The organism is Halorubrum zhoui (assembly GCF_051194155.1).
GTDB lineage: Archaea > Halobacteriota > Halobacteria > Halobacteriales > Haloferacaceae > Halorubrum.
The window spans coordinates 257,410-279,901 of sequence record NZ_JBLZNJ010000002.1 but is presented as its reverse complement, the minus strand read 5'-3'; the positions used below and the strand labels follow the sequence as shown (position 1 = coordinate 279,901).

Sequence of the window (22,492 nt, the reverse complement as noted above, 5' to 3'; positions counted from 1 at the left end):
CTAATGTGTATGCGATAGATCCTACCCGTATCAGGGTTATACATTTAAGCGGCGCTCCGTGTGTGTACGTATGACCAAGTCACGTAGTACCACCCGCACGTCACCGACCGACGCCGGTCGCGAGCGAGAGGGGCTCGCGGACCCGGCTGACGACCGGTCGAACTGTGGTATCGGTGGGGTCGTCGATCTCGACGGCGGACCGACTCACGAGACGGTATCGGACGCAGTACAGCTGTTAGAGAACCTCGAACACCGGGGAACGACCGGCGCAGAAGAGAACACCGGTGACGGCGCCGGGATCATGGTGGCACGCCCGGACGACTTCTTCCGAACCGTCGTCGACGCCGAGTTGCCCTCGGAGTACGCAGTAGGGTCGGTGTTCATGCCGACCGAACCGAGCGTCCAGGCAGAGATTCACGACGTCATCGCCGAGGTGCTCTCGGTATACGGACTCGAGGTGCTCACCTGGCGAGACGTGCCGACGAACAACGAGGGGCTCGGCGAGACCGCGCTCGAATCCGAGCCACACGTCGCCCAACTCTTCGTCGCTCCGGTCGAGGGTGCGGGACTCGCCGAGCGATTCACCGACCCTTCGAGCGATCCCGACGACGCCGATCCAGCGGTGCTCGGCTTCGACCGCGCGCTGTATGCGGCTCGACGCGAGATCGAAACGGCGGTCGCCGACATCTCGGGTGCGGGCCGGTTCTACGTCTGTTCGCTCGACCGACAGCGGGTCGTGTACAAGGGCCTGCTGAAGGGCTCACAGCTCGCCGACTACTACCCGGACCTCGCCGACGACCGGTTCGCCAGTCACGTCGCGCTGGTACACGCGCGATTCTCGACGAACACGCTCGGCGCGTGGCACCTCGCACACCCGTACCGAAACGTCGTACACAACGGCGAGTTCAACACGATCCGCGGGAACGTAAACTGGATGCGAGCCCGCGAGAACGACCTCGAACACCCGGCGTTCGGCGCGGAACTCGAGACGATCCGGCCGGTGATAGACGACCCCAACCAGTCGGACACCGCGAGCGTCGACAACGCGGCCGAACTGCTCTTACAGACTGGTCGTGACCTCCCGCACGTCCTCCGGATGCTCGTCCCCGAAGCGTTCCGCGACGACGACCTGATGTCGGACGACCGCGCAGCCTTCTACGACTACCACGCCTCGCTCGTCGAGCCCTGGGACGGACCGGCGCTCGTCATCGGCTTCGACGGCGACGAGGTCGCCGGCGTCCTCGATCGCAACGGGCTCAGACCGTGTCGGTACGAGGTCACGACCGACAATCGGCTCGTCGTCGGGAGCGAGGTCGGAGCGCTCCCGACCGACGCGGCAGACGTTGCCAGCCGCGGCCGGCTCCAGCCGGGTGAAATCTTCGTCGCCGACCCCGAGGCTGGTCGCATCGTTCCCGACGAGGAAGTATTCGCCGACCTCACCGACGAGCGGTACGGCGAGTGGGTCGACGACGAGCAGGTCGCGTTAGACGACCTCGTCGACGACGGCGGCCTCGCGGCTGGCATCGACGACCACGAGACGTCGTCGGTCCGCGCACACCAGGCCGCGTTCGGGTACACGACCGATTCGTTGAACCACCTCGTCGAACCGATGGCCGAACAAGGGAAGGATCCGGTCGGTTCGATGGGAGACGACACGCCACTCTCGGTGCTCGCGGACGTCGACCGCCCGCTTTTCACATACTTCAAACAGCTGTTCGCACAGGTGTCGAACCCGCCGATCGACTACATCCGCGAAGAGCTCGTCACCTCGCTCGAATCGCGCATCGGCAACCAGCGCAACCTGCTTGCAGAGACGCCTGCACACGCCAGACAGATCGTCGCGTCGTCACCCGTCCTGTCCGACGGCGAGACCGACGCGCTGCGGACCGTCGACGACCGCTCTGCAGGTCGGTTCTCCGCGGCGACCGTCGACACGACGTACGACCGCGACACCTCACTCACCGACGCCATCACCGACATCCGGCGTGAGGCCGCCGAGGCGATCGAGGCGGGCGCGGACGTCGTGCTCCTCTCTGACCGCGCGGTTGGTCCCGACCGGCTCGCCGTGCCGAGCCTACTGGTCACCGGTGCCGTTCACCACCACCTCGTGCGAAACGGACTCCGAAATCGGGCTGGACTCGTCGTCGAGTCGGGTGAGCCCCATGAGGTTCACCACGTGGCGACCCTCGTCGGCTACGGCGCCGACGCGGTGGACCCGTACTTGGCGTACGAGTCGATCGCCGACGTCGTCGCAGGTCCAGACGGAGCCGACGAGGCCGAGGCGCTCGCGGCGTATCGCGGCGCGCTCGAAGACGGTCTGTTGAAGACGATGGCGAAGATGGGGATCTCGACGGTCGAGTCCTACCAGGGCGCTCAGATATTCGAGGCGGTCGGGCTCGACTCCGACTTCGTCGCCGAGTTCTTCGAGGGAACCGAGATTCGAACCGAGGGGATCGGCATCGAAGAGATCGAAGACGACCTCCGAACGCGACACGCGATGGCGTTCGGCGCCGACCCGGAGCTCGAGACGACCGGCGAGTACGAGAACCGGTCGTCTGGGGTGTATCACGGCTGGAACCGCGAGACGGTCGGGACGCTTCAAAAGGCAGTGCGCGCCGGCGACTACGAGGCGTACGAGGAGTTCGCCGACCTGGTCAACGACCAGTCCGAACGGCTCCAGACGCTCCGTGGTCTCCTCGAGTTCGAGTCGGACCGAGACCCGGTCCCGCTATCGGAAGTCGAGCCGGTCGAGTCGATCGTCGAGCGATTCTCGACGGCTGCGATGAGCCTCGGGAGCCTCTCGCCGGAGGCTCACGAGAACAACGCGATCGCGATGAACCGACTCGGCGCGAAGTCAAACACTGGTGAGGGCGGCGAGCCGCCGGAGCGGTTCGACACCGAAAAAGAGTGTACGGTCAAACAGGTCGCGTCCGGCCGGTTCGGTGTGACTGCCGACTACCTCGCGAACGCCGACGAGCTACAGATCAAGATGGCACAGGGGTCGAAACCCGGCGAGGGTGGACACCTGCCCGGAGAGAAGGTGAACGAGATGATCGCACACGTCCGGTGTTCGACCCCAGGCGTCGGGCTCATCTCACCGCCACCACAACACGATATCTACTCGATCGAGGACCTCAAACAGCTCATCTTCGACCTGAAGGCGGCGAACCCCTCGGCCGACGTGAACGTGAAGTTGGTCTCTGAGGCCGGCATCGGCACCATCGCGGCCGGCGTCGCGAAGGCCAACGCCGACGTCGTCCACGTCTCTGGACACTCCGGCGGCACTGGTGCGTCGCCGAAGACGTCGATCAAGAACGCGGGACTGCCGTGGGAGCTGGGGCTCGCGGAGGCGAACCAGATGCTCTGTGCGACCGGGCTGCGCGACCGGATCCGCGTCACGGCCGACGGCGGACTCAAGACGGGCCGTGACGTCGCCGTCGCCGCGGCACTGGGCGCAGAGGAGTACGTCTTCGGAACCGCCTCGCTCGTCACCTCCGGCTGTGTGATGGCCCGACAGTGTCACGAGAACACCTGTCCGGTCGGCGTCGCCACCCAGCGTGAGGACCTCAGAGAGCGCTTCCCCGGCCAGCCGGACCACGTGATCAACTACATGACGTTCATCGCGCAGGAGCTGCGTGAACTCATGGCCGAGATCGGGGTCACCGACATCGAGTCACTCGTGGGGCGGCCAGAGCTGCTCACGCAGCGCGAGACCGACCACGAGCAGGCGAAACACCTCGACCTCTCGGCCGTGATCGCCGAGCCGGCGGGCGAGTCTCGGACGAAGACCCGAGCACAGACTCACCCGGGTATCGAGGCGCAGCTCGACTGGGACCTCATCGAAGAGGCGTCGCCGGCCATCGAGGAAGCAGCGCCGGTCGCGCTCACCCGAGACATCGAAAACGTCGACCGGGCCGTCGGCGCGACGCTGTCGAACCGGGTCGTCACCGCTCACGGCGGGGACGGACTCCCGGACGACACGGTCGCCTGCCGGTTCGACGGCCACGCCGGACAGAGCTTCGGGGCGTTCCTCGCCGCCGGCGTCACGTTCGAACTCTCCGGTGCGGCCAACGACTACGTCGGCAAAGGCCTCTCGGGCGGACGGATCGTGGTTTCGACGCCCGAGGACGCCGGCTACGATCCCGCCGACAACGTCGTCGCCGGCAACGTGTGTCTGTACGGTGCGACCGACGGCGAACTGTACGTCAACGGCATGGCGGGCGAGCGCTTTGGCGTCCGTAACTCCGGCGTCGCCGCGGTCGTCGAGGGCGTCGGCGACCACGGCTGTGAGTACATGACTGGTGGCGTGGTCGCCGTGCTCGGCGAGACCGGCCGGAACTTCGCGGCCGGGATGTCGGGTGGCATCGCGTACGTGTACGACCCCGACGACCGGCTCACCGACCGGCTCAACCGGGGTATGGTCTCGCTCTCACGCGACCTCGAGGACCGCGACGAGGCCATGCTCCGACGACTCGTCGAGAACCACCAGACGTACACCGACAGCGATCGTGCGGCGGCGCTGCTCGACGACTGGGAGGCGGCGCTCGACGACTTCGTACGCGTCTTCCCGGACGCGTACGCCGAGGTGATCGACGAGGGCGTCGGTGCCGACGTCCGCGACACGCTCCCGGCCGCCGCCGACGCGACGCCGGACGCCGGCCGCGACGCGACCGGCCAGGTCTCGAGTGACGACTGAGCTGTGCGGAGCCGTCCCGGCTTCGACACGTCCCCGGACCGCTTATTAGCCCCCGCCCGAAGGATTCGGCGTGGACGAACTCGTCGTGTGCACCGAGGTGTACGCCGACCCCGAGGCGGTGTACGACTTTCTCGTCGACTTCCCCCAGTACGCCCGGTACTCGGCGTACTTAGAGGAGGTCGAAACGCTCACCGGTGACGGTGGTCCGGGAACCCGCTACGCGCTCACCTTTTCGTGGTGGAAGCTCACGTACACCGCCCACTCGCGCGTGACCGACGTGGAGCCGCCGGCCACGATCGACTGGACGATCACGAAAGACATCGATGCTGGGGGTCGATGGCGGGTGACGCCGACGGCGGACGATGGGGGCGACCCCGATTCCCGTGAGACGGACGCCGAGAACGCCACGCGACGCGACGACGGATCGAGTGCGGCTCCGTGCCGGGTCGCCCTCGAGGTGGAGTTCGACCCGAGTTCGGCGAGTCCGGCCGTGCTTGATCTACCGCGGCTCGTTTCTTTCGACTGGGTGTTGAAAAAGGCGATCCCACTCATCAAGTCCGAGGCCGAGCGGGTCGTCGAGCGGGCGGTCAGAGACCTCGAAGGGTCCTCTCGGAGCGTCGAGCTGGACGTCTACGTCGACTCGGACCGGCTGTGAGTCGCCCGATCTGCAGACCGAGTCGAAGCGCTTAAGAGATACAGCAGGGTACATCTGAGTGCGAACGCGGGCTCGTAGATCAGTGGTAGATCACTCCCTTGGCATGGGAGAGGCCCCGGGTTCAAATCCCGGCGAGTCCATCGGAGCGACCGAGTTCTACGAGGGAGTGAGAATGGGCGAGATGGGATTGGAATCAGAGGAGTCGCAGCGCCGAGCAGAGCGAGGCGACCGTCTTCCCGTGGTTCAAATCCCGGCGAGTCCATTCTTTCGCTCACTTCGTTCGCTCAGTCGTTCCCTCGCCGACGTCCCCCTCGCTCCGCTCGCGGGACTCCCGGCGAGTCCACTCGCTTTTGCGGCTCCATCACCGACCGACGCGTGACGTTCGGTCGACCACGTCGTAGCCCTGTACGTTGAGCGCCTCGTCCCGATATCGCGCCGCGAGGAGCTGCTGTGGGATGCGCCGCAGGCCGAATCGCTTATCCGCCGTATACTCGATCGTCACGGCCGTGTGACCGGCCTCACGGCCGATCGTCGCCGCGTACGTCCCCCAAGGGTGACCGCTCTCGGTGACGGTGAGTTCGACCCGCCGGTCGCCGCTCGGGAGCGTGATCGTCTCGGCCCGGACCGCCACCTCGACGGTCCGTAACCCGAAGAGGTACGAGACCTCGTAGTACACGGTGTCGTCGTCGGTCTCCACGGCGTCGGCGAGCCCCCACTGGAATGCCAACACCGGCGGGTGTGGGCCGGTAAACGATTCGCCGACGCGGCCTGGGGCACAGGTTGTATGGAGTGTGACCGTACCACTCGACTGCCACACGGGGACCCGAAGGGCGATGACGGTAAGGACCCCGGCTGCGACGGCCGGACCCAGCGACGTACGCGCGTAGACCCCGACACACACGACGCCGACGCTCACGGCGACGAGCCAGGAGAGCGGCCGCTCGAGTCTACGATACCGGCGGACGACGGCGCGGGCCGCGTCGGTCCGCGCCTCGCGTGCCGAACGGTCGGACGTCTCGATTCGCCCATCGTCGTCAGGTCGGTCGCGGTCGCTCATGGAGGGCATCGCGTGGACCACGCGTCGCCCACCACGTATCTCTGGCGGACGACGCTGCGCGCGTTTGGCGTCGGCGTGGTCAGCCGCCGGACGCGCCACACTCGACGTCGTGGACTTCGATCCGCGCGCCGCCGTCGTTCCCGGCGAGGACGTCGAGCGACCAACCGTGGGCCTCAACCGCCGCCTCGACGATGCGGAGTCCGAAGCCGGTTCCAGCCTCGGCCGTCGTGTATCCGGGCTCCAGCACCGACTCCTGATCCGTCGCGGGGATCCCCGTGCCGTCGTCTTCGACGGCGAATCCGCCCTCGTGTGACTCGACGCGCACTGTCACGTCCGGGGCACCGTGTTCGACGGCGTTTCGGAAGAGGTTCTCGAAGACCTGCTTGAGCCGGCTCTCGTCGGCTCTGATCGTACACTCGTCGTCGATGGCGACGGTGAGGTCGGCGTCTGCCGTCTCGACGACGCGCCAGCTCTCCCGTGCGACCGCAGACAGGACGACCGGTTCGGGATCGACCACGGGGGCACCACCGCGCGCCAACCGCCGCATGTCGGTGAGAAGCGACGCCATTCGCTCGTGGGCGCGCTCGACCGCAGCGAACGCCGCCGTGTCGGCGACCGCAGGGTGGCCGTCACCGATCTCCCCGAGGCGTCCGCGGGCGACGTTGAGTGGACTTCGGAGGTCGTGTGAGACCGTGTCGACGAACCGGTCGAGTCGCTCGTTCTGTCGTCGTAGCGCGCGCTGTCGTCGGGTCCGTTCCGTCACGTCTTGTATCGTCCCACGAACCCGCGTCACCGAGTCTCCATCCATCTGTGGGTCACCACGCGTCCGGATCCACCGCTCGTCGCCGTCCGCGTCGATCAGTCGACACTCGAGGTCGTACGACTCGCCGGCCTCCTGGGCCCGCTCGAACGCCTCGCGTATCTCCGGTCTGTCCGCCGGGTGATAAAAGTCGAGGCTCTGTTCGGGCGTGAGGTCCGCAGACGGGTCGAGGCCGTGGATGGCGAGTGCTTCGTCTGTCAATATCGACGCGCCGGTCTCGACGTCGTACTGCCACGCGCCGACGTCTGCGATCTCCTGTGTCCGTCTGAACAGCTCTCGCTGCCGTTCGAGCGTTCGTCGCCGCTCGCGTCGTTCGGTGACGTCGGTGTAGATGGCGAACCCACCGGTGCCGTCGTCGTACACCGCGTTCTGGAGGAGGAACTCGCGGGTACCGTCTGCAGTCTTCCTGGTGACCGACCGCGCCTCCAGGCTGCCACCGGAACGAACGTGCTCGTTGATCGCTTCGGCCTCCGTTCGGTACGCCTCGGGGACGATGTACGCGTCGAGTGAGTCGCCGACGACGGTGTCCGCGTCGTAGCCGAACCGCTGCTCGAAGGCCTCGTTCACCCCTCGTACGATCGGCGTCTCGTCGACGTACGCGACCTCTGCGACCGGCTGTGAGAGGCGGTCGAACAGCGTGCGGAACCGGTCTCGTTCGTGTTCGACTCGCCGCTCGGCGCGCGTCTTCGCCACCGCGTTACAGATTCGATTCGCGAGTAGCTCGTAGTGTTCGCTTCCGCTCGACTTCTGTACGTACGCTGTCACCCCAGCGGCGATGGCCTCACTCGCGACCGCCTCGGACCCTCGGCCGGTGTACAGGACGAACGGGACGGAGTCGTCCCTGGCTCGAACCTGGCGCAGAAACTCGATCCCGTCCGCTGCCGGCATCTCGTAGTCGCTGACTACACAGTCGATACGGTTCGTCTCGAGCCGCTCGAGGCCCGCCGCAGCGTTCGGCTCGTCCACGACGGTGAGCACGTCGCGGTGTCGTTCGAGCCACTCGGTCGTCAGTTCGCGCATCGCGCGGTCGTCGTCGACGACGAGGACGGTGATCTGCGTCTCCGTGCGCTGGTCGGTAGGCGTCGGGTCTCCTGTGAGTGGACCCCCGGGCATACCCTCCCCTCGTGGCGAGCGGGCAAAAACCCCGCACCGCCGGTCGACCGTCGACCGCTCATCTCGCCCCGTCTGGGTCGACGACACGTCGACCGACTACGGCTCGACCGAGAGCCGCAGTTCGACGGGTGCGCCTCCGGCGAGCGCCTCGACGAGGTCGCGGTCGAAGTCGGCCGCGGCCGCGTCGGCATCGACGAGGATCGTCCGTGTGTCGTCGGTGTACGCACTCGTCCGCGCCACCATCGACCGGTCGTCGAGGAGGTCGAGTCCGGGATCGCCGCGTCCAACGATCGTTTCAGTGTGGGTTGCTGCCGGTCCCGCCACGGTGACCGTCGCCGTGATCGTCGCGTCGGTCGTCGCACACGCGTCTCGAAACGCGGGCGAAAAGTCACGCGGCGCACGGTCGGCTTGGACCGCCAGGATGCAGTCGCCAGCCGGCGTGAGCCAGTCGTCGGTGGTGACCTCGAACGTGCTCGCGTGCGTCGCGGAGACGTGTTCGTGCCCACGGGCACACACGACCTCGACGAGCGGGTCAGTCATCGATCGCACCCTCCGAGAGAAGCACGCAAATCGTCGTCGGTTCGGGCGCACCGGACCACGCCGCATCCCGCCACTCGACGTCGTCTCGGATAGCACCCTCGACTCGGGGAGCCACCCGTCGACAGCCACTCCACCGCACTGCCGTCTGGCGGTCAGCCCGTGGATAGAGCGACAGATATATACAGAAGCGCTAGCCTACTGGGCGATGTATGGCATCCCGTACTCACCAACCGTTGTACGTGCTCTCTGAGGACAGCGAACGAACTCGTGGCCGGGCCGCTCAGGACTCGAACGTCGCCGCCGGCAAGGCGGTGGCCGAAGCGGTACGCACGACCCTCGGACCGCGCGGGATGGACAAGATGCTCGTCGACTCGTCCGGGACCGTCGTGATCACGAACGACGGGGCGACCATCCTCGAGGAGATGGACATCGACCACCCGGCCGCACAGATGATGGTCGAGGTCGCAGAGACCCAAGCGGAGGCCGTCGGCGACGGCACGACGACGGCGGCCGTCCTCGTCGGTGAGCTGCTCTCGCGTGCAGAGGACCTCCTTGACGACGAGCTTCACCCAACGGTCGTCGTCGAAGGATACGCCGAGGCTGCTCGCCTGGCGGCTGAGGCCATCGACGAGCAGGTGGTCGACGGCGACGTCGACACGGCGCTCCTCGAAGCGGTCGCAGAGTCCTCGATGACCGGGAAAGGAACCGGTGACGTCACCGCCCGTGACCTGGCCAGCCTCGTCGTCCAGGCGGTCGACCGGGTCGCGACCGACGACGGCGCCGACGGCGACGCGATCACCGTCCAGGCTCGGAGCGGGGCGGCGTCGTCGGCGACGGAGCTCGTCGACGGCGTCGTGTTCGACGACGAACTCGTCCACGACAGCATGCCTCCCACCGCCGAGGACGCGTCCGTCGCCGTGCTCGAGACGAAACTCGAGGTGCGCCAGGGCGACGTCGACGCCGAGTACGCCATCGGGTCCGTCGACGAACTCACCGCCGCGCTCGAGGCGGAGGAGGCCGAGCTTCGCGGGTACGCCGACACCCTCTCTGCGGCCGACGTCGACGTGCTCGTGTGCCGGAAGGCGATCGACGACCGCGTGGCCGGGCACCTCGCCGACGCCGGTATCCTGGCGTTCGAGAGCGTGAGCGCGAGCGACGCCGCCGACGTCGCTCGGGTCACCGGCGCCTCCCGGCTCGGGACGCTCGATGGACTCTCTGCTGATGACCTCGGTCATGCCGAGACGGTGACCGTCGAGCCGGCTGGCGACGACGACGACGACATCGTCTCCGTTCGCGGAGGCGACGACTCGGAGGCGGTCACCCTCCTCGTCCGTGGCTCGACCGAACACGTCGTCGACGAGCTCGAACGCGCCGTGAGCGACGCCGTCGACGTGGTGATCGCGGCGCGCGAGAGCGGCGTCGTCCCGGGTGCGGGTGCCACCGAGATCGCCATCAGCACGCACCTGCGTGCCGCCGCCGCGTCGGTCGAGGGACGGGCACAGCTCGCCATCGAGGCGTTCGCCGACGCGGTCGACGCGCTCCCGCGCACACTGGCGGAGAACACCGGTGCCGACCCGATCGACACGCTCGTCGACCTGCGGGCGACACACGACGGCGAGGGCCGTGCCGGGATCATCGCCGAGGGACGGACGGCGACCGTCGGCGATCCGGTAGCTGCTGGCATCGTCGATCCAGCGGCGGTCAAACACGAGGCGGTCGAGTCCGCTACCGAGGCGGCGACGATGGTCCTCCGCATCGACGACGTCATCTCAGCCGAGTAGTGCGACCGCTTCGGTGCTGCCGGCTCACGGGCCAGCCGTCGAGACGATCTTCACCACGTCGCCTTCTGCGAGCTCGTGATCCTCACCGATCCGGCGGCTCGACCGGGCGTCGACCGCGTGGAGGTACCCGTCGCCGATGTCCGTGTGTACCGCGTACGCGAGGTCACGCGGCGTCGAGCCCGTCGGTAGCAAGAACGCGTCTGGGAGCATCGTCCCGGACCCGTCGGTCCACCGACTCGCGTCCTGAACCGGGTAGACTGTGATCCGGTCCAGCCGGTCGTAGACGGCCGCGTTCAGCGCCGACTGCACGCCCGTTCCGCCGAGCCGAGCCATCACCTCGCGGATCGCATCGAGCCCCGTCCGCTGGGCGTCGGAGACGTCACCGACGACGTCGAAGTCGTCGTCGCCGGGGTTGTAGGCGACGACGCCCGCCTCGACCGCCCGACGCAGTGCGAGCTCTCCGTCTGCGGTCGCCGGCACGACCGGCTTGTCGGTACCCACGCGGAGTCGCTCGAGGGTCGCTTCGGACGCGGCGTCGGCCTTGTTCGCGACCACGACCATCGGCTTCGTTCTGGTGCGAATCGCCCGCGCGAGGCGGTCGCGGTCTCCCCCCGTCCACCGCTTTGGATCGTCGGGGTACGCGAGGTCACGCAACACGGCCGCGACGTCGGGTTCTGTGGCGCCGACGCCGGTCAACATCGCCGTGAGCGCGGCCTCGAGGTCGAACTCGGGCGAGCGCGACTTTCGTTCGACGCTCTCCCAGTTGTCGTCGACGAGCCCCGCGAGCCAGGCGTCGAGTTCCTCGTCGACGAAGTCGACGTCTGCTGCCGGATCTCGGCTGCCCGGTTCGACCGGCTCTCCCTCGGCGCTCGTCCCGCCGGAGGCGTCGACGACCTGTAACACGACGTCCGCGGCGGTCAGTTCGTCGAGGAACCGGTTGCCGAGCCCCCGTCCCTCGTGGGCGCCGGGGACGAGCCCGGCGACGTCGAGAAGCTCGACCGGAACGTACCGGACGCCGTCGTGACAGCGATCGTTGCCACACCGCCGGTCGCGGTCGAGACAGGGACAGCGGGTACGGACGGCCGCCACGCCGCGGTTCGCGTCTATCGTGGTGAACGGGTAGTTGGCGACGTCGACGTCGGCCATCGTCGAAGCAGTGTAGAACGTCGACTTGCCGGCGTTCGGCTTGCCGGCCAGCGCGACCGTGATCATGTCCGAGCGAGGCGACGACACGAAAAGCACCTTTCGGTCGCCCCGTTAGTAGGCCGGGCCCCAGCCGCATGATTCACACCCGTTGGCGCGCTCCGGTGAGCGCCCAGCGGGCGCGAACCGAGCGCGAGGGCGTCGCGAACGCAGTGAGCGACGCGGCTGGGGAGGTGCCGAGCGCGACCATCGGGAGCGCTCGGCCGGCGAACGGTTCTGCCGTGAGCCGCGAGGCGCGGTGCGGTTGCGGGGCGGCCACACTGCGCCCGGCGACTCGTCTCCGACGCGGGAACCCTGCGCACTCGGAACGAAGCGCCCTCGAACACCCGAAACGAAGCGACACCGGACACTCCGAGAGACGCGCTACCGAGTCGAACCACACGCAGCAGACACACTTCTTCCCTCTCGACGGTCTCAGATCCTACGCGGTCTCCTGTCTGGTCTCAGATCCTACGCGGTCTCCTGTCTGGTCTCAGACCCCACGCCGTCCCGCGTACAGTCTCATTTTCGAGCGACGACCCGGAGCACGTCCTCGTCTGCGAGCTCGTGGCCCTTTCCGACCTGCTGTTCGTCGTGTTTCGCGCTCGGCCCGGACACCCGTGCGAACTTGAATCGCTCGTCGAGCTCGCCGCCGAGCTTCTCGCAGGCGTCGCCGACGGTCGCCCCCGCGAACAACACCAACGGTTCCTCGTAGTCGACCCCGCGGCCCGGCTTGTCCATGTAGACCCGGATGAGCCCGAGCTCCGACCACAGGCGCGCTTTGAGCCCGTCGAGCCCGCGCTCTTCCTCGGCGGAGATGAACACGACCTCCTCGGGGTCGAGGTCGCGTTCCCGGAGTGCCTCGTTCACCGTGGGGAGGTAGTCGCGGTCGATCAAGTCGGCTTTGTTCACCGTCACCATCGACGGGAGGTACACCCGGTTGTCCATGACGGCGTCGACCAACTCGTCGATCGTGAGGTCGTGTGGGATCGTGACCTGGGCGTTGACGTAGCCGTACTCGCGTAACACCTGCGTCACGGTCTCCTCGTCGAGTGTCACGCCGTCACCGGTCGTGACCTGGATCCCGTCTTTGTGCGTCTTGCGGATCGTGACCGTCGGCGGCCTCGTGTCGAGCCGGATGTTCGTCGCGTACAGCTCCTCGTGGAGCCGGTCGTACTGCTCGATCTCGAACACCGAGAGCACGAAGACGACGAGGTCCGCGGTGCGGACGACAGAGAGCACCTCCTTGCCGCCGCCGCGCCCGCCAGCCGCCCCTTCGATCAGCCCTGGCACGTCGAGCATCTGGATGTTAGCGCCGCGGTACTGCAACATCCCCGGGTTGACGTCGAGCGTCGTGAACTCGTACGAACCGACCTCGCTGTCGGCGTTGGTGAGCGCGTTGATGAGCGTCGACTTACCGACGCTCGGGAACCCGACGAGCGCGACGGTGGCGTCGCCGTGTTTCTCGACGGCGTAGCCGTGGCCGCCGCCGGCCGAGGACTGGTTCTCCAGTTTCTCTTTTTTCTCCGCGAGCTTCGCCTTCAGCCGCCCGACGTGCGCCTCGGTCGCCTTGTTGTAGGGCGTGGTGGCGATCTCCTCGCGGAGGTCCTCGATCTCCTCTTCCAGTCCCATCGTGTCCCACTCGGCCGGTGGAGTCGTTAAACGTGTCCTTCCGTATCCGCGGACTGCGGGCGTCACCGTGCGACCGACGGCCGTGGTCGCGCCCACGAGTTGTTGGACTGATACTTCGACACGGTTATCTGATGGTCGGCCGTCAGTCGAGACGTCGAATGCCAGACGCCGCGACGTTCCGCGACAGTACGCAGATCCGCGTCCCCGCTCACGCACTCAATGGGCTCCGCGACGCGCTCGAAGCGCGGTGTACCGTGACGATCGTCGAAGACGGTTCGCACCGTCGGATCGTCGGCAGCCCGACCGCGATCAAGACCGCGAGCGCGTTCTTGACCCGACACGGCGTCTCGATCGCGTGAGCGACGCTCCGCGCTGTCTCCGCCGTCGCCCCGTCTCCGGTGAGCCCCCGCCGGCCTTAGCCGATGACGCCGACGATGAGCTGTCCGACGACGAGCACGAGGAACGCCAGTCCGGCGGCGAACGACCCGGCGGCAATACCATGGGCGTTTCCAAGCCCACGGCCGCGAGCGCCGAAGTACGCCCCGGCGAAGACGAACCCGACGAGCAGGAGTCCGACCACGCCGTAGACGACGGCGAAGAGCGACCCCGAAAGCCCCTCGACGAGGTCGAAGTTGCCGACTGCGAGCACCGCGAGCCCACCGACGCCCAACGCGAGCACGACGAACGCGATCGACCACACCGCCGGGGTGCGGGCGAGGTCGCGGAGCGCGTGGGTCACGGCGGTGTAGCGGTCCACGGCGTCGTCCGTGCCCGGCGCGGTGCGTTTGCTGCCGATCCGCGCGACGGCGGCAAACGTCCCGACGACGAGTAGCCCCATCAACGCGGTACTCAAGAGGGTGAGCGAAACCATGATGTCCTCGGTATCGTCCAGTTCGCCCGTGTGTACAAATAGCCTTCGTGTACACGGTCGCCGACGGTCCGACAGCGACCCTACGAGGAGGTTCACGACCGTGTGCTCGACGGTGGTTTTCGGTACGCGGTCGGGCCACCGGACGGTGGAGTACAAAAGAGCTAAGTGCGCTTTCACCTTCTGACAAAGCAGAGCTGAGAGACGAACATGATAGACCCAATCACCCTACAGCAAGGGACCGACTGGCAGGCGCAAGCGGAGGTGTTCGAAGAGATCTTCTTCGTCTTCCTCTCGCTCGGCACCCTCGTCGGCATCGTCGTGGTCTCGTACACGCTGTGGAACGTCTACAAGTACCGCGACGACGGCAGCGACCCCGACGAGGAGTTCGACGCGCCGGTCGTCGGTGAGCTCCCGACCGGACAGGGCGGGCCGAAGGCGAAGAAACTCTTCCTCTCGTTCGGGCTGAGTGCGGTCGTCGTGATCAGCCTCGTGGTGTACGCGTACGGTCTCCTCCTATACGTTGAGGACGGCCCCGACACCGGCGCAGAAGGCGACATCGAGATCACGGTCGAAGGGTACCAGTTCGGCTGGGAGTACATCTACCCCAACGGGCACTCCGAGATGAGCGAACTCGTCGTCCCGGCCGACCAGCGGATCGACTTGACGGTGACCTCACGAGACGTGTGGCACAACTTCGGCTCCTCGGAGTTACGCATCAAGTCTGATGCTATCCCTGGCGAGGAGAGCGAGACGTGGTTCTCCGTCAGCTCCGAGGAGGTCGAAGCACAGGGCGGCGAGGCGACGTACATGGTCGAGTGTTTCGAGCTCTGTGGCTCCGGCCACTCGGCGATGAAAGGACAGATCACCGTCCTCCCGCAGGACGAGTGGGAGGAGTGGTACGCGAACACGGGCAGTGACGCCGCAGCCGAAAACAGCTCGAGCGTCGAGGCGACGACGCTCGACGGGACCGAGAGCGCGTCCGTGAGCGTCGACCGCGTGACCCGCGGCGGTGACCGTGCGACCGTCGGAGGTGTCCTCGCGTGAGCGAACTGCCGCCGACCACCTCCGTCCGCCGATGGCTCGTCACGACGAATCACAAAGACATCGGGATCCTCTATCTGATCACGTCGCTGTTCTTCCTGCTGTTCGGCGGCGTGATGGCGCTTCTCATCCGTCTGCAGCTGTGGGATCCGGCGAACCACATCCTCTCTGGGCTCGCGTACAACGAGGCCGTCACCGCCCACGGGTTGATCATGGTGTTCTGGTTCCTCTCGCCGTTCGCGTTCGCCTTCGCGAACTACTTCGTGCCGCTACAGATCGGTGCCGACGACCTCGCGTTCCCGCGGCTCAACGCGTTGTCGTACTGGATGTACCTCTTCTCGGGCGTGCTGCTCGGGCTCAGCTTCTTCCAGGGCGGGACGTTGAGCGCGGGGTGGACGATGTACGCGCCGCTCAACGTGCCGATGTACACGCCGACGATCGGGTCGACGGGGGCGATCCTCGCGCTGTTCATGTTCGTCGTCGGCGTCACCGCCTCGACGGTGAACTTCCTCACGTCGATCCACCACTCGCGCGCCGAGGGCATGGGCATCATGGACATGCCGATGTTCACCTGGTCTATCCTCGCGACCGTGTGGATGATGTTGTTCGCGTTCGCCGCGCTGCTCGCGGCGATGATGATCCTCGGTGCCGACCGCGTCCTCGGGAGCGTCTACTTCTCGGCGACCGAGGGCGGCTCGCTGCTGTGGGGACACCTCTGGTGGTTCTTCGGCCACCCAGAGGTGTACATCGTCTTCTTCCCCGCGCTCGGCGTGATGCTCGAGCTCTTCCAGACGTTCTCCGGGCGTCGACTCGTCGGCCGGAAGTGGGTCATCATCGCGATCTGTCTGATCGCCGTGCAGTCGTTCCTCGTGTGGATGCACCACATGTTCTTGACGACGATCAACCTCGAGATCAAGACGCTGATGATGGCGACGACCATCGGCATCTCGCTCCCGTTCGACCTGCTGGTGTTCGCGCTGATCTACACGCTGATGAAGGGACGAATCCAGTTCACCACGCCGTTCCTCTTCGCGTTCGGCGCGCTGTTGTTGTTCATCCTCGGCGGTATCACGGGCGTCTTCCTCGGCGCCATCGTGCTCGACTACGAGTTCCGTGGCACCTACTGGGTCGTTGCGCACTTCCACTACGTGATGTTCGGTGGGGCGACGGCGCTCGTCGGCGGGGTCTACTACTGGTTCCCGAAGATGACGGGGAAGATGTACGACGAGTTCCTCGGAAAAGTGCACTTCGTGACGTTCTTCCTCGGCTTCAACGCGGTGTACTTCTCCATGTTCCTCGCGTGGGAGACGCCGCGGCGCGTCTTCGAGTACAACCCGGCGTTCCAGCCGATCCACCAGGCGGGGACCGTCGGCGCGTTCGTGCTCGGTGGCTCCTTTTTCATCATGTTCTACAACCTCGCGAAGTCGTACGTCGCCGGCGAGGACGCAGGCGAGAACCCGTGGGACTACTCGCGCACGGCCGAGTGGGCGGTGCCGTCGCCGCCGCCACTCGAGAACTGGCCGAACCGCCCCTCGTACGCCTCCGGAAAGCTCGAGTTCGTGAAAGACTACGTGCCTGACGGTGGCCCGGCCGTGCGAGCCGACGAGAACGGCAACGCCGTCACCGACGGCGGCGACGCACACTCGAACCACATCCGCGCGTACCCACACTGGGACAAACACCCGAGCCACGCGAGCATCTGGCCATTTGCGCTCTCGCTGGCGACGGGTATCTTCCTGTTCGGTCTCTCCGGCTTCCGTGAGACGGTCACGTTCACGCTCGGTGAGTCGCTGGCTGCGACCGGGCTCACGGTGACGAACCCGATGTACCCGGTGTTCGCCGTCCTCGGTCTCCTCGCGCTCGTGTACACCGGCGTGAAGTGGGGCCTCGAGGACTTCTACGCGCCGCCGACGGAGTTCGCCGAGCGCTGGCCGTTCAACGGCGTCGAGAAGGTCAAACTCGGCATGTGGTTCTTCCTCGCGTCCGACGTGATCGTCTTCGGGGCGTTCATCTCGGCTGCGGTGTTCATCCGGTTCAACGCCGGGTGGCGAACCTGGCAGCCGCTGACGGAGTCGCTGCCCGGACTGATCAACACGTTCGTGCTGCTCACGTCGTCGTTCACGGTTATCCTGGCGCTCGTGGCCGCCCACCGGGGGAGCCGGAAGGGCGTGTTGGCGACGCTCGGGACGACGATCGTGCTCGGCTGTACGTTCCTCGCGATCAAGCTATGGGAGTGGCACCACGAGATCTTCCACCGCGGCGTGACGATCTCGGCGAACGCACACGGTGACCCGATCCAGGCGTCGATCTACTACGTCACGACCGGCCTCCACGGCATCCACGTCGTCGGTGGGCTGCTCATCGCCGGGTTCCTGTTCTACCGGGCGTACCAGGGGGCGTACCTCGACGACAACCGGCCGATCGAGTACTTCGGCCTCTACTGGCACTTCGTGGACATCGTCTGGGTGTTCCTCTTCCCGCTGTTTTACCTCTTCTGAGGAGACGCGGATTCCGTTCTACAGGCGGAGCAGGCCGAGTGCCTCGGGGTCGTACGGAAATCGGAGATTTCCGTGATGACGAGACGCTTCGCGTCTCGAACCACTTGACCCCGAGGCGGTTCACGATCGCGCTTGGGTCGCGCCGTCCGCGGCCGCCGTCACCCGTCGACCTCTCACGACACGTTCATGCGACCGTGGTGACCGTCTCCAGCGGTGACGCGCCACCGTGTATGGGAATTAGGTATGAGTGAGACACGCGGCTCAGTCGTCGTCTGCCGGCGGTGAAGGGTCACCTGCAGCGTACCCGGCCGCCGGACGAGGTGTCGTCGTGGTCAGCGTCGGCATCGGCCGACGAGTTGCCCGTTTGCGCCGACTCACCGGTTGGCTCTGCGTCGACCCGTGGCGGGTGGTACGTGTAGAGATAGCCGTCGTGACCGACGTAGTACGCCGAATCGTCCGGGTCGTCGACGACACTGTTGTCGGTGTCGATAGCGAAGTCCACGAGTGCGCCGAGCGTTGTCGCCTCGGCTCGTGGAAGGTCGACCGCCGCCTTCGGTAGCCGAATCGGTGAGATCCACTCGTCGAAGTCGCGACGGTCGTCTTCGTACGCGAGCCGCTCTCGTACGCGTACGGTGATCGTATGGCCGAGACGACCGCGCGACACCCGGACACCACTTCGCCACACCCTCCCCAGCCGATTCTGTACGTTGTTGATGACTGTGTGACCGAGACGACCGCGCGACACCCGGACACCACTTCGCCACACCCTCCCCAGCCGATTCGCTCGGTCGCTGCGCTCCCTCGCTCATCCCTCGCACGCGCTCGCGGGCACGTTTCGCGGCCCGCGAGGCGCGCGCCACCGCAACAGTGTTCGAGGGGGGCTGACTGTCGCGTCGGAACCTCGACCGTCGCGTCGGCGTCTCGACCGTCGCGTCGGCGTCTCGACCGTCCGCTCACTCCGCCACGAGCGACTCGAACTCCGCCCGCACCTTCTCGACTTTCGGCTGTGCGTGGAACGTACAGTAGGCGTCGTCCGGGTGCTTCGCGAAGTAGTCCTGGTGTTTTTCTTCGGCACGGTAGAACGTCTCGAGCGGCTCGAGTTCGGTGACGACGTCGTCGTCGAGTTCCGCGTCGAGCGCCTCGATGTAGGCCGCCGCGGTCTCGCGTTGCGCCTCGTCGTGGGTCAAGACGATCGAGCGGTACTGGCTCCCCACGTCGGGTCCCTGGCGGTTACGCTGTGTCGGGTAGTGAATGGCGAAGAACGCCTCGAGCAGGTCGGCGTACGCGATCACCGTCGGATCGTACTCGACCTGTACCACCTCGGCGTGACCGGTCGACCCGGAACACACTGCCCGGTAAGACGGATCGCTCGTGTGGCCGCCGGCATAGCCCGACGTCACCGACTCGACGCCCGCCAGCTCTTCGAGTGCCGCCTCGATACACCAGAAGCAGCCGCCGCCCAGCGTCGCCGCCTCGTGTTGGTCTGTCATGCGACGACGTAGGGCCCGCGCGGGCTTAAATGACGCCCGGGCGGTCGTCGCCGAACGGTAGACCTTTGCCGTCGCCGGTTTGAGTCGAGGTATGGTCTCGCTGGGACTCGTGGTGGCCCGGTTCAACGACTCCGTCACGGAGCCGATGGCCGCCGCCGCCAGGGATGCAGCCACCGACCGCGGCGCGGTCGTCACCACCGAACTGACCGTGCCGGGCGTCTACGACAGCCCGCTGGCCGCCGACCGACTGGCCCGACGCGACGACGTCGACGCGGTCGCGGTCGTCGGCGCGATAGTCACCGGCGACACCGACCACGACCGCGTCATCGCCGACGCGACGGCCGAGGGGCTCACCCGGGTGAGCCTCGACCGCGACACCCCGGTCACCTTCGGCGTGAGCGGCCCGGGGATGTCCGGCGCAGAGGCGCGCGAACGCATCGACAAGGGCGCAGAGGCCGCCCACGCCGCCATCGACCTCACCGAAGAACTTCCATGACCGACGTGTACGACTACTCCGACCGAATCGGACGCGTAGAGCCCAGCGCGACGCTGGCGATATCGAACCTGGCCGCAGAAAAGGAGGCCGAGGGTGCAGACATCGTCGACCTCTCGGTCGGCGAGCCGGACTTCGACACCCCCGCGAACGTCGTCGAGGCGGGGAAAGCCGCCCTCGACGCCGGTCACACCGGCTACACCTCCTCGAACGGGATCCCCGCGCTCCGCGAGGGCATCGCCGAGAAGCTCCGCGGACAGGGCGTCGACGCGACCGCCGAGGAGGTGATCGTCACGCCCGGCGGTAAACAAGCGCTGTACGAGACGATCGGCACGCTCGTCGACGACGGCGACGAGGTCGTCCTCCTCGACCCCGCGTGGGTCTCCTACGAGGCGATGGTCAAACTCGCCGGCGGTGCGCTCTCCCGCGTCGATCTGGCCCCGCACGGCTTCCAACTTGAGCCCGCTCTCGACGACCTCGCCGAGGCGGTCTCCGACGACACTGCCCTCCTCGTCGTCAACTCCCCGTCGAACCCGACGGGCGCGGTGTTCTCTGAGACGGCACTCGAGGGCGTCCGCGACCTCGCCGTCGAACACGACGTCGCCGTGATCTCCGACGAGATATACGGCCAGATCGTCTACGACGCCGACCACGTCGCGCTCGCGAGCCTCGACGGGATGGACGACCGCACCGTCACGATCAACGGCTTCTCGAAGGCGTACTCGATGACCGGCTGGCGACTCGGGTACCTCCACGCCACCGAGGCGTTCGTGAGTCAGGCGGGCAAGCTCCACTCACACTCGGTCTCGTGTGCGACGAACTTCGTCCAGCACGCGGGCGTCGAGGCGCTCGAGCACACCGACGAGGCGGTCGAAGAGATGCGCCAGGCGTTCGCCGACCGCCGTGACCTGCTCGTCGACTTGTTCGAGGAACACGACGTCGACGTCGACGTCGGCGAGGGAGCCTTCTACATGATGATCCCGGTCGACGACGACGACGCGGCGTGGTGCGAGCGCGCCATCGAGGAGGCGTCGGTCGCGTGTGTCCCCGGCACCGCGTTCAACGCGCCCGGCTTCGCGCGGATCTCGTACGCGGCGAGTGAAGAACGGCTCCGCGAGGCGGTCGATCGACTCGTCACGAACGACCTCCTCTAGACAGCCGCCGCCACTCAGCCGTCAGTATCGTGTTCGACCCCAGCGAACAGCGTGTCGGCGCGGGGGCGCTCTGCCGCTGTGAGCGCGGCCGGGTAGGTCACTCCGACGAGGACGAAATCACCGGCGTGTGACACCCGACAGACGAGGAGCCGAAGCGTCGCGGTCGTCGGCCCGACCCGTGTCGTCCCCTCGAAGACTCCGAGTGTGGTCGCTGTCCCGAGCACGGTGGCTTGTTCTTCGCCGACCGACGATAGACCGTCGAGTCCATCACCGGCTAGCTGGTCGCCGACGCGCTCTGCCGCCCGATCGGCGAGCGAGTCGAGAGACGCGTCGGCGACCGGATTGAACTCACGGCCGGCGACGGCGATCGACGGCGTGGTGACCACCGTCGCCCCGGCAAGTGGGCGTTCGCCCCCGGCGACGACCACGTCTCGCTCGTACTCGGCGACCTGGTTTCGAACGGTGATCTCGCGTTGTGACCCGCCGAGGTCGACCGTTCGTCGCGCGACCGCCTCCGTCTCGGTCACCAGCCGGTAGCCGGCCGCGTCGGCCGCAGCGGCGCTGAATCGTCCCGGTGCGGCCTCGAACTCGGTCTGTGTCGCGGCGCAGCCGGCGAGCCCGATCGTAAGCCCGGTCACGCTCGCCGCGAAGTGTCGTCGTCGCATACAGGTCACTCCAGTAGGTGCGCGACCGGTTCGCACCGCGATGATAAAAAGGCCGCCTTCGTGCCCGCTATTCGACGACTTCGACGCCGCCGATCTTGCCGTTCGCCTTGTGCGGCGTGCAGTAGTACAGCTGGATACCCGCCGACTCGAACGTCTGTTCGAAGGTGTAGCCCTGCTCGTCTATCGGGTCGCCGCTGTTGAACTGAGTCGCGGCGGCGTCCTCGGAGACGACGTTGTGTGCCCCGCCCTCGCCGGTCCACTCCCAGACCACGGTCGTGCCGGCGTCGACGCGGATCGCCGGTGGGGCGAACGCGAAGCCGATGTCGCCGGCACCGACGTCGACGACGACCTCGTCCTGGCCGGTGTAGTCGGCGATCGTCCCCTCGTACTGTTTGGCCTCGCCCTCGCTGAGGTAGTCGTCGATTTCGGCCGGCACGTCGTCGAGCATCTCGACGCTGCTCCCGTCGCTGCTGCTCTCCTCACCGCTGCTCTCCGCTCCACTGCCACCGTCACTGCTCCCCTCGTCGCTGCCGCCGTCACTGCTGCTCTCTTCGCTGCTACTTTCTTCGCTCTCACCGCCGCTTCCGCCGGAACAGCCGGCGAGCAGTCCGGTGGTGAGCGCCGCGCCAGTCCCAACGAGATACCGCCGTCGAGAGACTCTTCGTGCCATCATCGTTCGGTACCACGCGAGCACATACAAGGGCGTTGATCCGTCCCGCCGATCCGACCGAACGTTCGGTAGCGATCGACCGCCTGCGGCTGGATGTCGACCGAATGCCACCCGTTAAGCAGTAGCCACGCCTC

Annotated in this window: 19 protein-coding genes and 1 tRNA gene; 9 read left to right on the top strand and 11 right to left on the bottom strand. The window is 67.0% G+C overall.

What is annotated here, in order from left to right:
• Window positions 1-70 precede the first annotated feature (70 nt).
• From gltB to ACNTAO_RS03110, 3 genes are all read left to right on the top strand, one after another.
• Entirely contained in the window at window positions 71-4,696 is a 4,626-nt protein-coding gene (gene gltB, locus ACNTAO_RS03120) for a glutamate synthase large subunit (RefSeq protein WP_435160491.1), read from the top strand.
• 70 nt (window positions 4,697-4,766) lie between these two features.
• Window positions 4,767-5,351 carry an SRPBCC family protein gene (locus tag ACNTAO_RS03115; protein WP_435160490.1) on the top strand — a complete coding sequence of 195 codons (585 nt, stop codon included), beginning with the start codon at window positions 4,767-4,769 and terminating at the stop codon, window positions 5,349-5,351.
• Window positions 5,352-5,419: 68 nt separating this feature from the next.
• Window positions 5,420-5,491: transfer RNA gene (locus ACNTAO_RS03110), tRNA-Ala, on the top strand.
• 221 nt (window positions 5,492-5,712) lie between these two features.
• On the opposite strand, the gene ACNTAO_RS03105 is transcribed toward ACNTAO_RS03110, so the two are convergent.
• From ACNTAO_RS03105 to ACNTAO_RS03095, 3 genes are all read right to left on the bottom strand, one after another.
• Window positions 5,713-6,408 (bottom strand): hypothetical protein, encoded by a 696-nt coding sequence (locus tag ACNTAO_RS03105; RefSeq protein WP_435160489.1) that lies wholly within the window; start codon window positions 6,406-6,408, stop codon window positions 5,713-5,715.
• A 79-nt stretch (window positions 6,409-6,487) separates the two neighbouring features.
• Window positions 6,488-8,341, bottom strand: a complete 1,854-nt coding sequence (locus ACNTAO_RS03100; protein WP_435160488.1) for a PAS domain-containing sensor histidine kinase — start codon at window positions 8,339-8,341, stop codon at window positions 6,488-6,490.
• Window positions 8,342-8,437: 96 nt separating this feature from the next.
• The gene (locus ACNTAO_RS03095) at window positions 8,438-8,881 is read right to left on the bottom strand and encodes a DUF371 domain-containing protein (RefSeq protein WP_435160487.1); all 444 of its coding nucleotides are present in this window, start codon (window positions 8,879-8,881) and stop codon (window positions 8,438-8,440) included.
• A 209-nt stretch (window positions 8,882-9,090) separates the two neighbouring features.
• Between ACNTAO_RS03095 and thsA the strand changes: the two genes are divergently transcribed.
• Complete coding sequence (thsA, locus tag ACNTAO_RS03090) at window positions 9,091-10,662, top strand: thermosome subunit alpha (RefSeq protein ID WP_435160486.1); 1,572 nt, start codon at window positions 9,091-9,093, stop codon at window positions 10,660-10,662.
• Between the two features lie 24 nt (window positions 10,663-10,686).
• Here the strand turns inward: thsA and ACNTAO_RS03085 are convergent, their stop codons facing one another.
• The 3 genes from ACNTAO_RS03085 to ACNTAO_RS03075 all read right to left on the bottom strand — a co-directional run bounded on the left by ACNTAO_RS03085 (window position 10,687) and on the right by ACNTAO_RS03075 (window position 13,476).
• Entirely contained in the window at window positions 10,687-11,874 is a 1,188-nt protein-coding gene (locus ACNTAO_RS03085; RefSeq protein ID WP_435160485.1) for a redox-regulated ATPase YchF, read from the bottom strand.
• A 73-nt stretch (window positions 11,875-11,947) separates the two neighbouring features.
• Window positions 11,948-12,124, bottom strand: a complete 177-nt coding sequence (locus tag ACNTAO_RS03080) for a hypothetical protein (RefSeq protein WP_435160484.1) — start codon at window positions 12,122-12,124, stop codon at window positions 11,948-11,950.
• Window positions 12,125-12,366: 242 nt separating this feature from the next.
• Complete coding sequence (locus tag ACNTAO_RS03075; protein WP_435160483.1) at window positions 12,367-13,476, bottom strand: OBG GTPase family GTP-binding protein; 1,110 nt, start codon at window positions 13,474-13,476, stop codon at window positions 12,367-12,369.
• A 158-nt stretch (window positions 13,477-13,634) separates the two neighbouring features.
• On the opposite strand from ACNTAO_RS03075, the gene ACNTAO_RS03070 reads away from it, so the two are divergent.
• Window positions 13,635-13,835: a VNG_1110C family protein gene (locus tag ACNTAO_RS03070; protein WP_435160482.1), complete on the top strand. Its 201-nt coding sequence runs from the start codon at window positions 13,635-13,637 to the stop codon at window positions 13,833-13,835.
• Between the two features lie 56 nt (window positions 13,836-13,891).
• On the opposite strand, the gene ACNTAO_RS03065 is transcribed toward ACNTAO_RS03070, so the two are convergent.
• Window positions 13,892-14,347, bottom strand: a complete 456-nt coding sequence (locus tag ACNTAO_RS03065; RefSeq protein ID WP_435160481.1) for a hypothetical protein — start codon at window positions 14,345-14,347, stop codon at window positions 13,892-13,894.
• Between the two features lie 207 nt (window positions 14,348-14,554).
• Between ACNTAO_RS03065 and coxB the strand changes: the two genes are divergently transcribed.
• On the top strand, window positions 14,555-15,391 hold the full coding sequence (gene coxB, locus ACNTAO_RS03060; RefSeq protein ID WP_435160480.1) for a cytochrome c oxidase subunit II: 837 nt from the start codon (window positions 14,555-14,557) through the stop codon (window positions 15,389-15,391).
• Window positions 15,388-17,886 carry a cbb3-type cytochrome c oxidase subunit I gene (locus ACNTAO_RS03055; RefSeq protein ID WP_435160479.1) on the top strand — a complete coding sequence of 833 codons (2,499 nt, stop codon included), beginning with the start codon at window positions 15,388-15,390 and terminating at the stop codon, window positions 17,884-17,886. Before coxB ends, ACNTAO_RS03055 begins: the two co-directional genes overlap by 4 nt.
• Window positions 17,887-18,175: 289 nt before the next feature.
• On the opposite strand, the gene ACNTAO_RS03050 is transcribed toward ACNTAO_RS03055, so the two are convergent.
• Together ACNTAO_RS03050 and msrA are read right to left on the bottom strand one after the other, a co-directional pair.
• Window positions 18,176-18,550, bottom strand: coding sequence for a DUF5305 family protein (locus ACNTAO_RS03050; protein WP_435160478.1), 375 nt, complete (start codon window positions 18,548-18,550; stop codon window positions 18,176-18,178).
• Between the two features lie 289 nt (window positions 18,551-18,839).
• The gene (msrA, locus tag ACNTAO_RS03045) at window positions 18,840-19,376 is read right to left on the bottom strand and encodes a peptide-methionine (S)-S-oxide reductase MsrA (RefSeq protein ID WP_435160477.1); all 537 of its coding nucleotides are present in this window, start codon (window positions 19,374-19,376) and stop codon (window positions 18,840-18,842) included.
• 91 nt (window positions 19,377-19,467) lie between these two features.
• Here msrA and ribH point away from each other — a divergent pair, with 91 nt between their 5' ends.
• Both ribH and ACNTAO_RS03035 read left to right on the top strand, forming a co-directional pair.
• On the top strand, window positions 19,468-19,872 hold the full coding sequence (ribH, locus tag ACNTAO_RS03040; RefSeq protein ID WP_435160476.1) for a 6,7-dimethyl-8-ribityllumazine synthase: 405 nt from the start codon (window positions 19,468-19,470) through the stop codon (window positions 19,870-19,872).
• Window positions 19,869-21,023: a pyridoxal phosphate-dependent aminotransferase gene (locus ACNTAO_RS03035; RefSeq protein WP_435160475.1), complete on the top strand. Its 1,155-nt coding sequence runs from the start codon at window positions 19,869-19,871 to the stop codon at window positions 21,021-21,023. Before ribH ends, ACNTAO_RS03035 begins: the two co-directional genes overlap by 4 nt.
• 14 nt (window positions 21,024-21,037) lie before the next feature.
• On the opposite strand, the gene ACNTAO_RS03030 is transcribed toward ACNTAO_RS03035, so the two are convergent.
• Together ACNTAO_RS03030 and ACNTAO_RS03025 are read right to left on the bottom strand one after the other, a co-directional pair.
• Complete coding sequence (locus ACNTAO_RS03030) at window positions 21,038-21,688, bottom strand: DUF6517 family protein (protein ID WP_435160474.1); 651 nt, start codon at window positions 21,686-21,688, stop codon at window positions 21,038-21,040.
• A gap of 67 nt (window positions 21,689-21,755) precedes the next feature.
• Complete coding sequence (locus tag ACNTAO_RS03025; protein ID WP_435160677.1) at window positions 21,756-22,358, bottom strand: halocyanin domain-containing protein; 603 nt, start codon at window positions 22,356-22,358, stop codon at window positions 21,756-21,758.
• Window positions 22,359-22,492 lie beyond the last annotated feature (134 nt).

What these genes read in the sequence shown, in the direction of transcription:
- gltB (WP_435160491.1), top strand. Translation starts at nt 71, where the DNA reads ATGACCAAGTCACGTAGTACCACCCGCACGTCACCGACCGACGCCGGT.
- ACNTAO_RS03105 (WP_435160489.1), bottom strand. Translation starts at nt 6,408, where the DNA reads ATGAGCGACCGCGACCGACCTGACGACGATGGGCGAATCGAGACGTCC.
- ACNTAO_RS03100 (WP_435160488.1), bottom strand. Translation starts at nt 8,341, where the DNA reads ATGCCCGGGGGTCCACTCACAGGAGACCCGACGCCTACCGACCAGCGC.
- ACNTAO_RS03095 (WP_435160487.1), bottom strand. Translation starts at nt 8,881, where the DNA reads ATGACTGACCCGCTCGTCGAGGTCGTGTGTGCCCGTGGGCACGAACAC.
- thsA (WP_435160486.1), top strand. Translation starts at nt 9,091, where the DNA reads ATGGCATCCCGTACTCACCAACCGTTGTACGTGCTCTCTGAGGACAGC.
- ACNTAO_RS03085 (WP_435160485.1), bottom strand. Translation starts at nt 11,874, where the DNA reads ATGATCACGGTCGCGCTGGCCGGCAAGCCGAACGCCGGCAAGTCGACG.
- ACNTAO_RS03075 (WP_435160483.1), bottom strand. Translation starts at nt 13,476, where the DNA reads ATGGGACTGGAAGAGGAGATCGAGGACCTCCGCGAGGAGATCGCCACC.
- ACNTAO_RS03070 (WP_435160482.1), top strand. Translation starts at nt 13,635, where the DNA reads ATGCCAGACGCCGCGACGTTCCGCGACAGTACGCAGATCCGCGTCCCC.
- ACNTAO_RS03065 (WP_435160481.1), bottom strand. Translation starts at nt 14,347, where the DNA reads ATGGTTTCGCTCACCCTCTTGAGTACCGCGTTGATGGGGCTACTCGTC.
- coxB (WP_435160480.1), top strand. Translation starts at nt 14,555, where the DNA reads ATGATAGACCCAATCACCCTACAGCAAGGGACCGACTGGCAGGCGCAA.
- msrA (WP_435160477.1), bottom strand. Translation starts at nt 19,376, where the DNA reads ATGACAGACCAACACGAGGCGGCGACGCTGGGCGGCGGCTGCTTCTGG.
- ribH (WP_435160476.1), top strand. Translation starts at nt 19,468, where the DNA reads ATGGTCTCGCTGGGACTCGTGGTGGCCCGGTTCAACGACTCCGTCACG.
- ACNTAO_RS03035 (WP_435160475.1), top strand. Translation starts at nt 19,869, where the DNA reads ATGACCGACGTGTACGACTACTCCGACCGAATCGGACGCGTAGAGCCC.
- ACNTAO_RS03030 (WP_435160474.1), bottom strand. Translation starts at nt 21,688, where the DNA reads ATGCGACGACGACACTTCGCGGCGAGCGTGACCGGGCTTACGATCGGG.
- ACNTAO_RS03025 (WP_435160677.1), bottom strand. Translation starts at nt 22,358, where the DNA reads ATGGCACGAAGAGTCTCTCGACGGCGGTATCTCGTTGGGACTGGCGCG.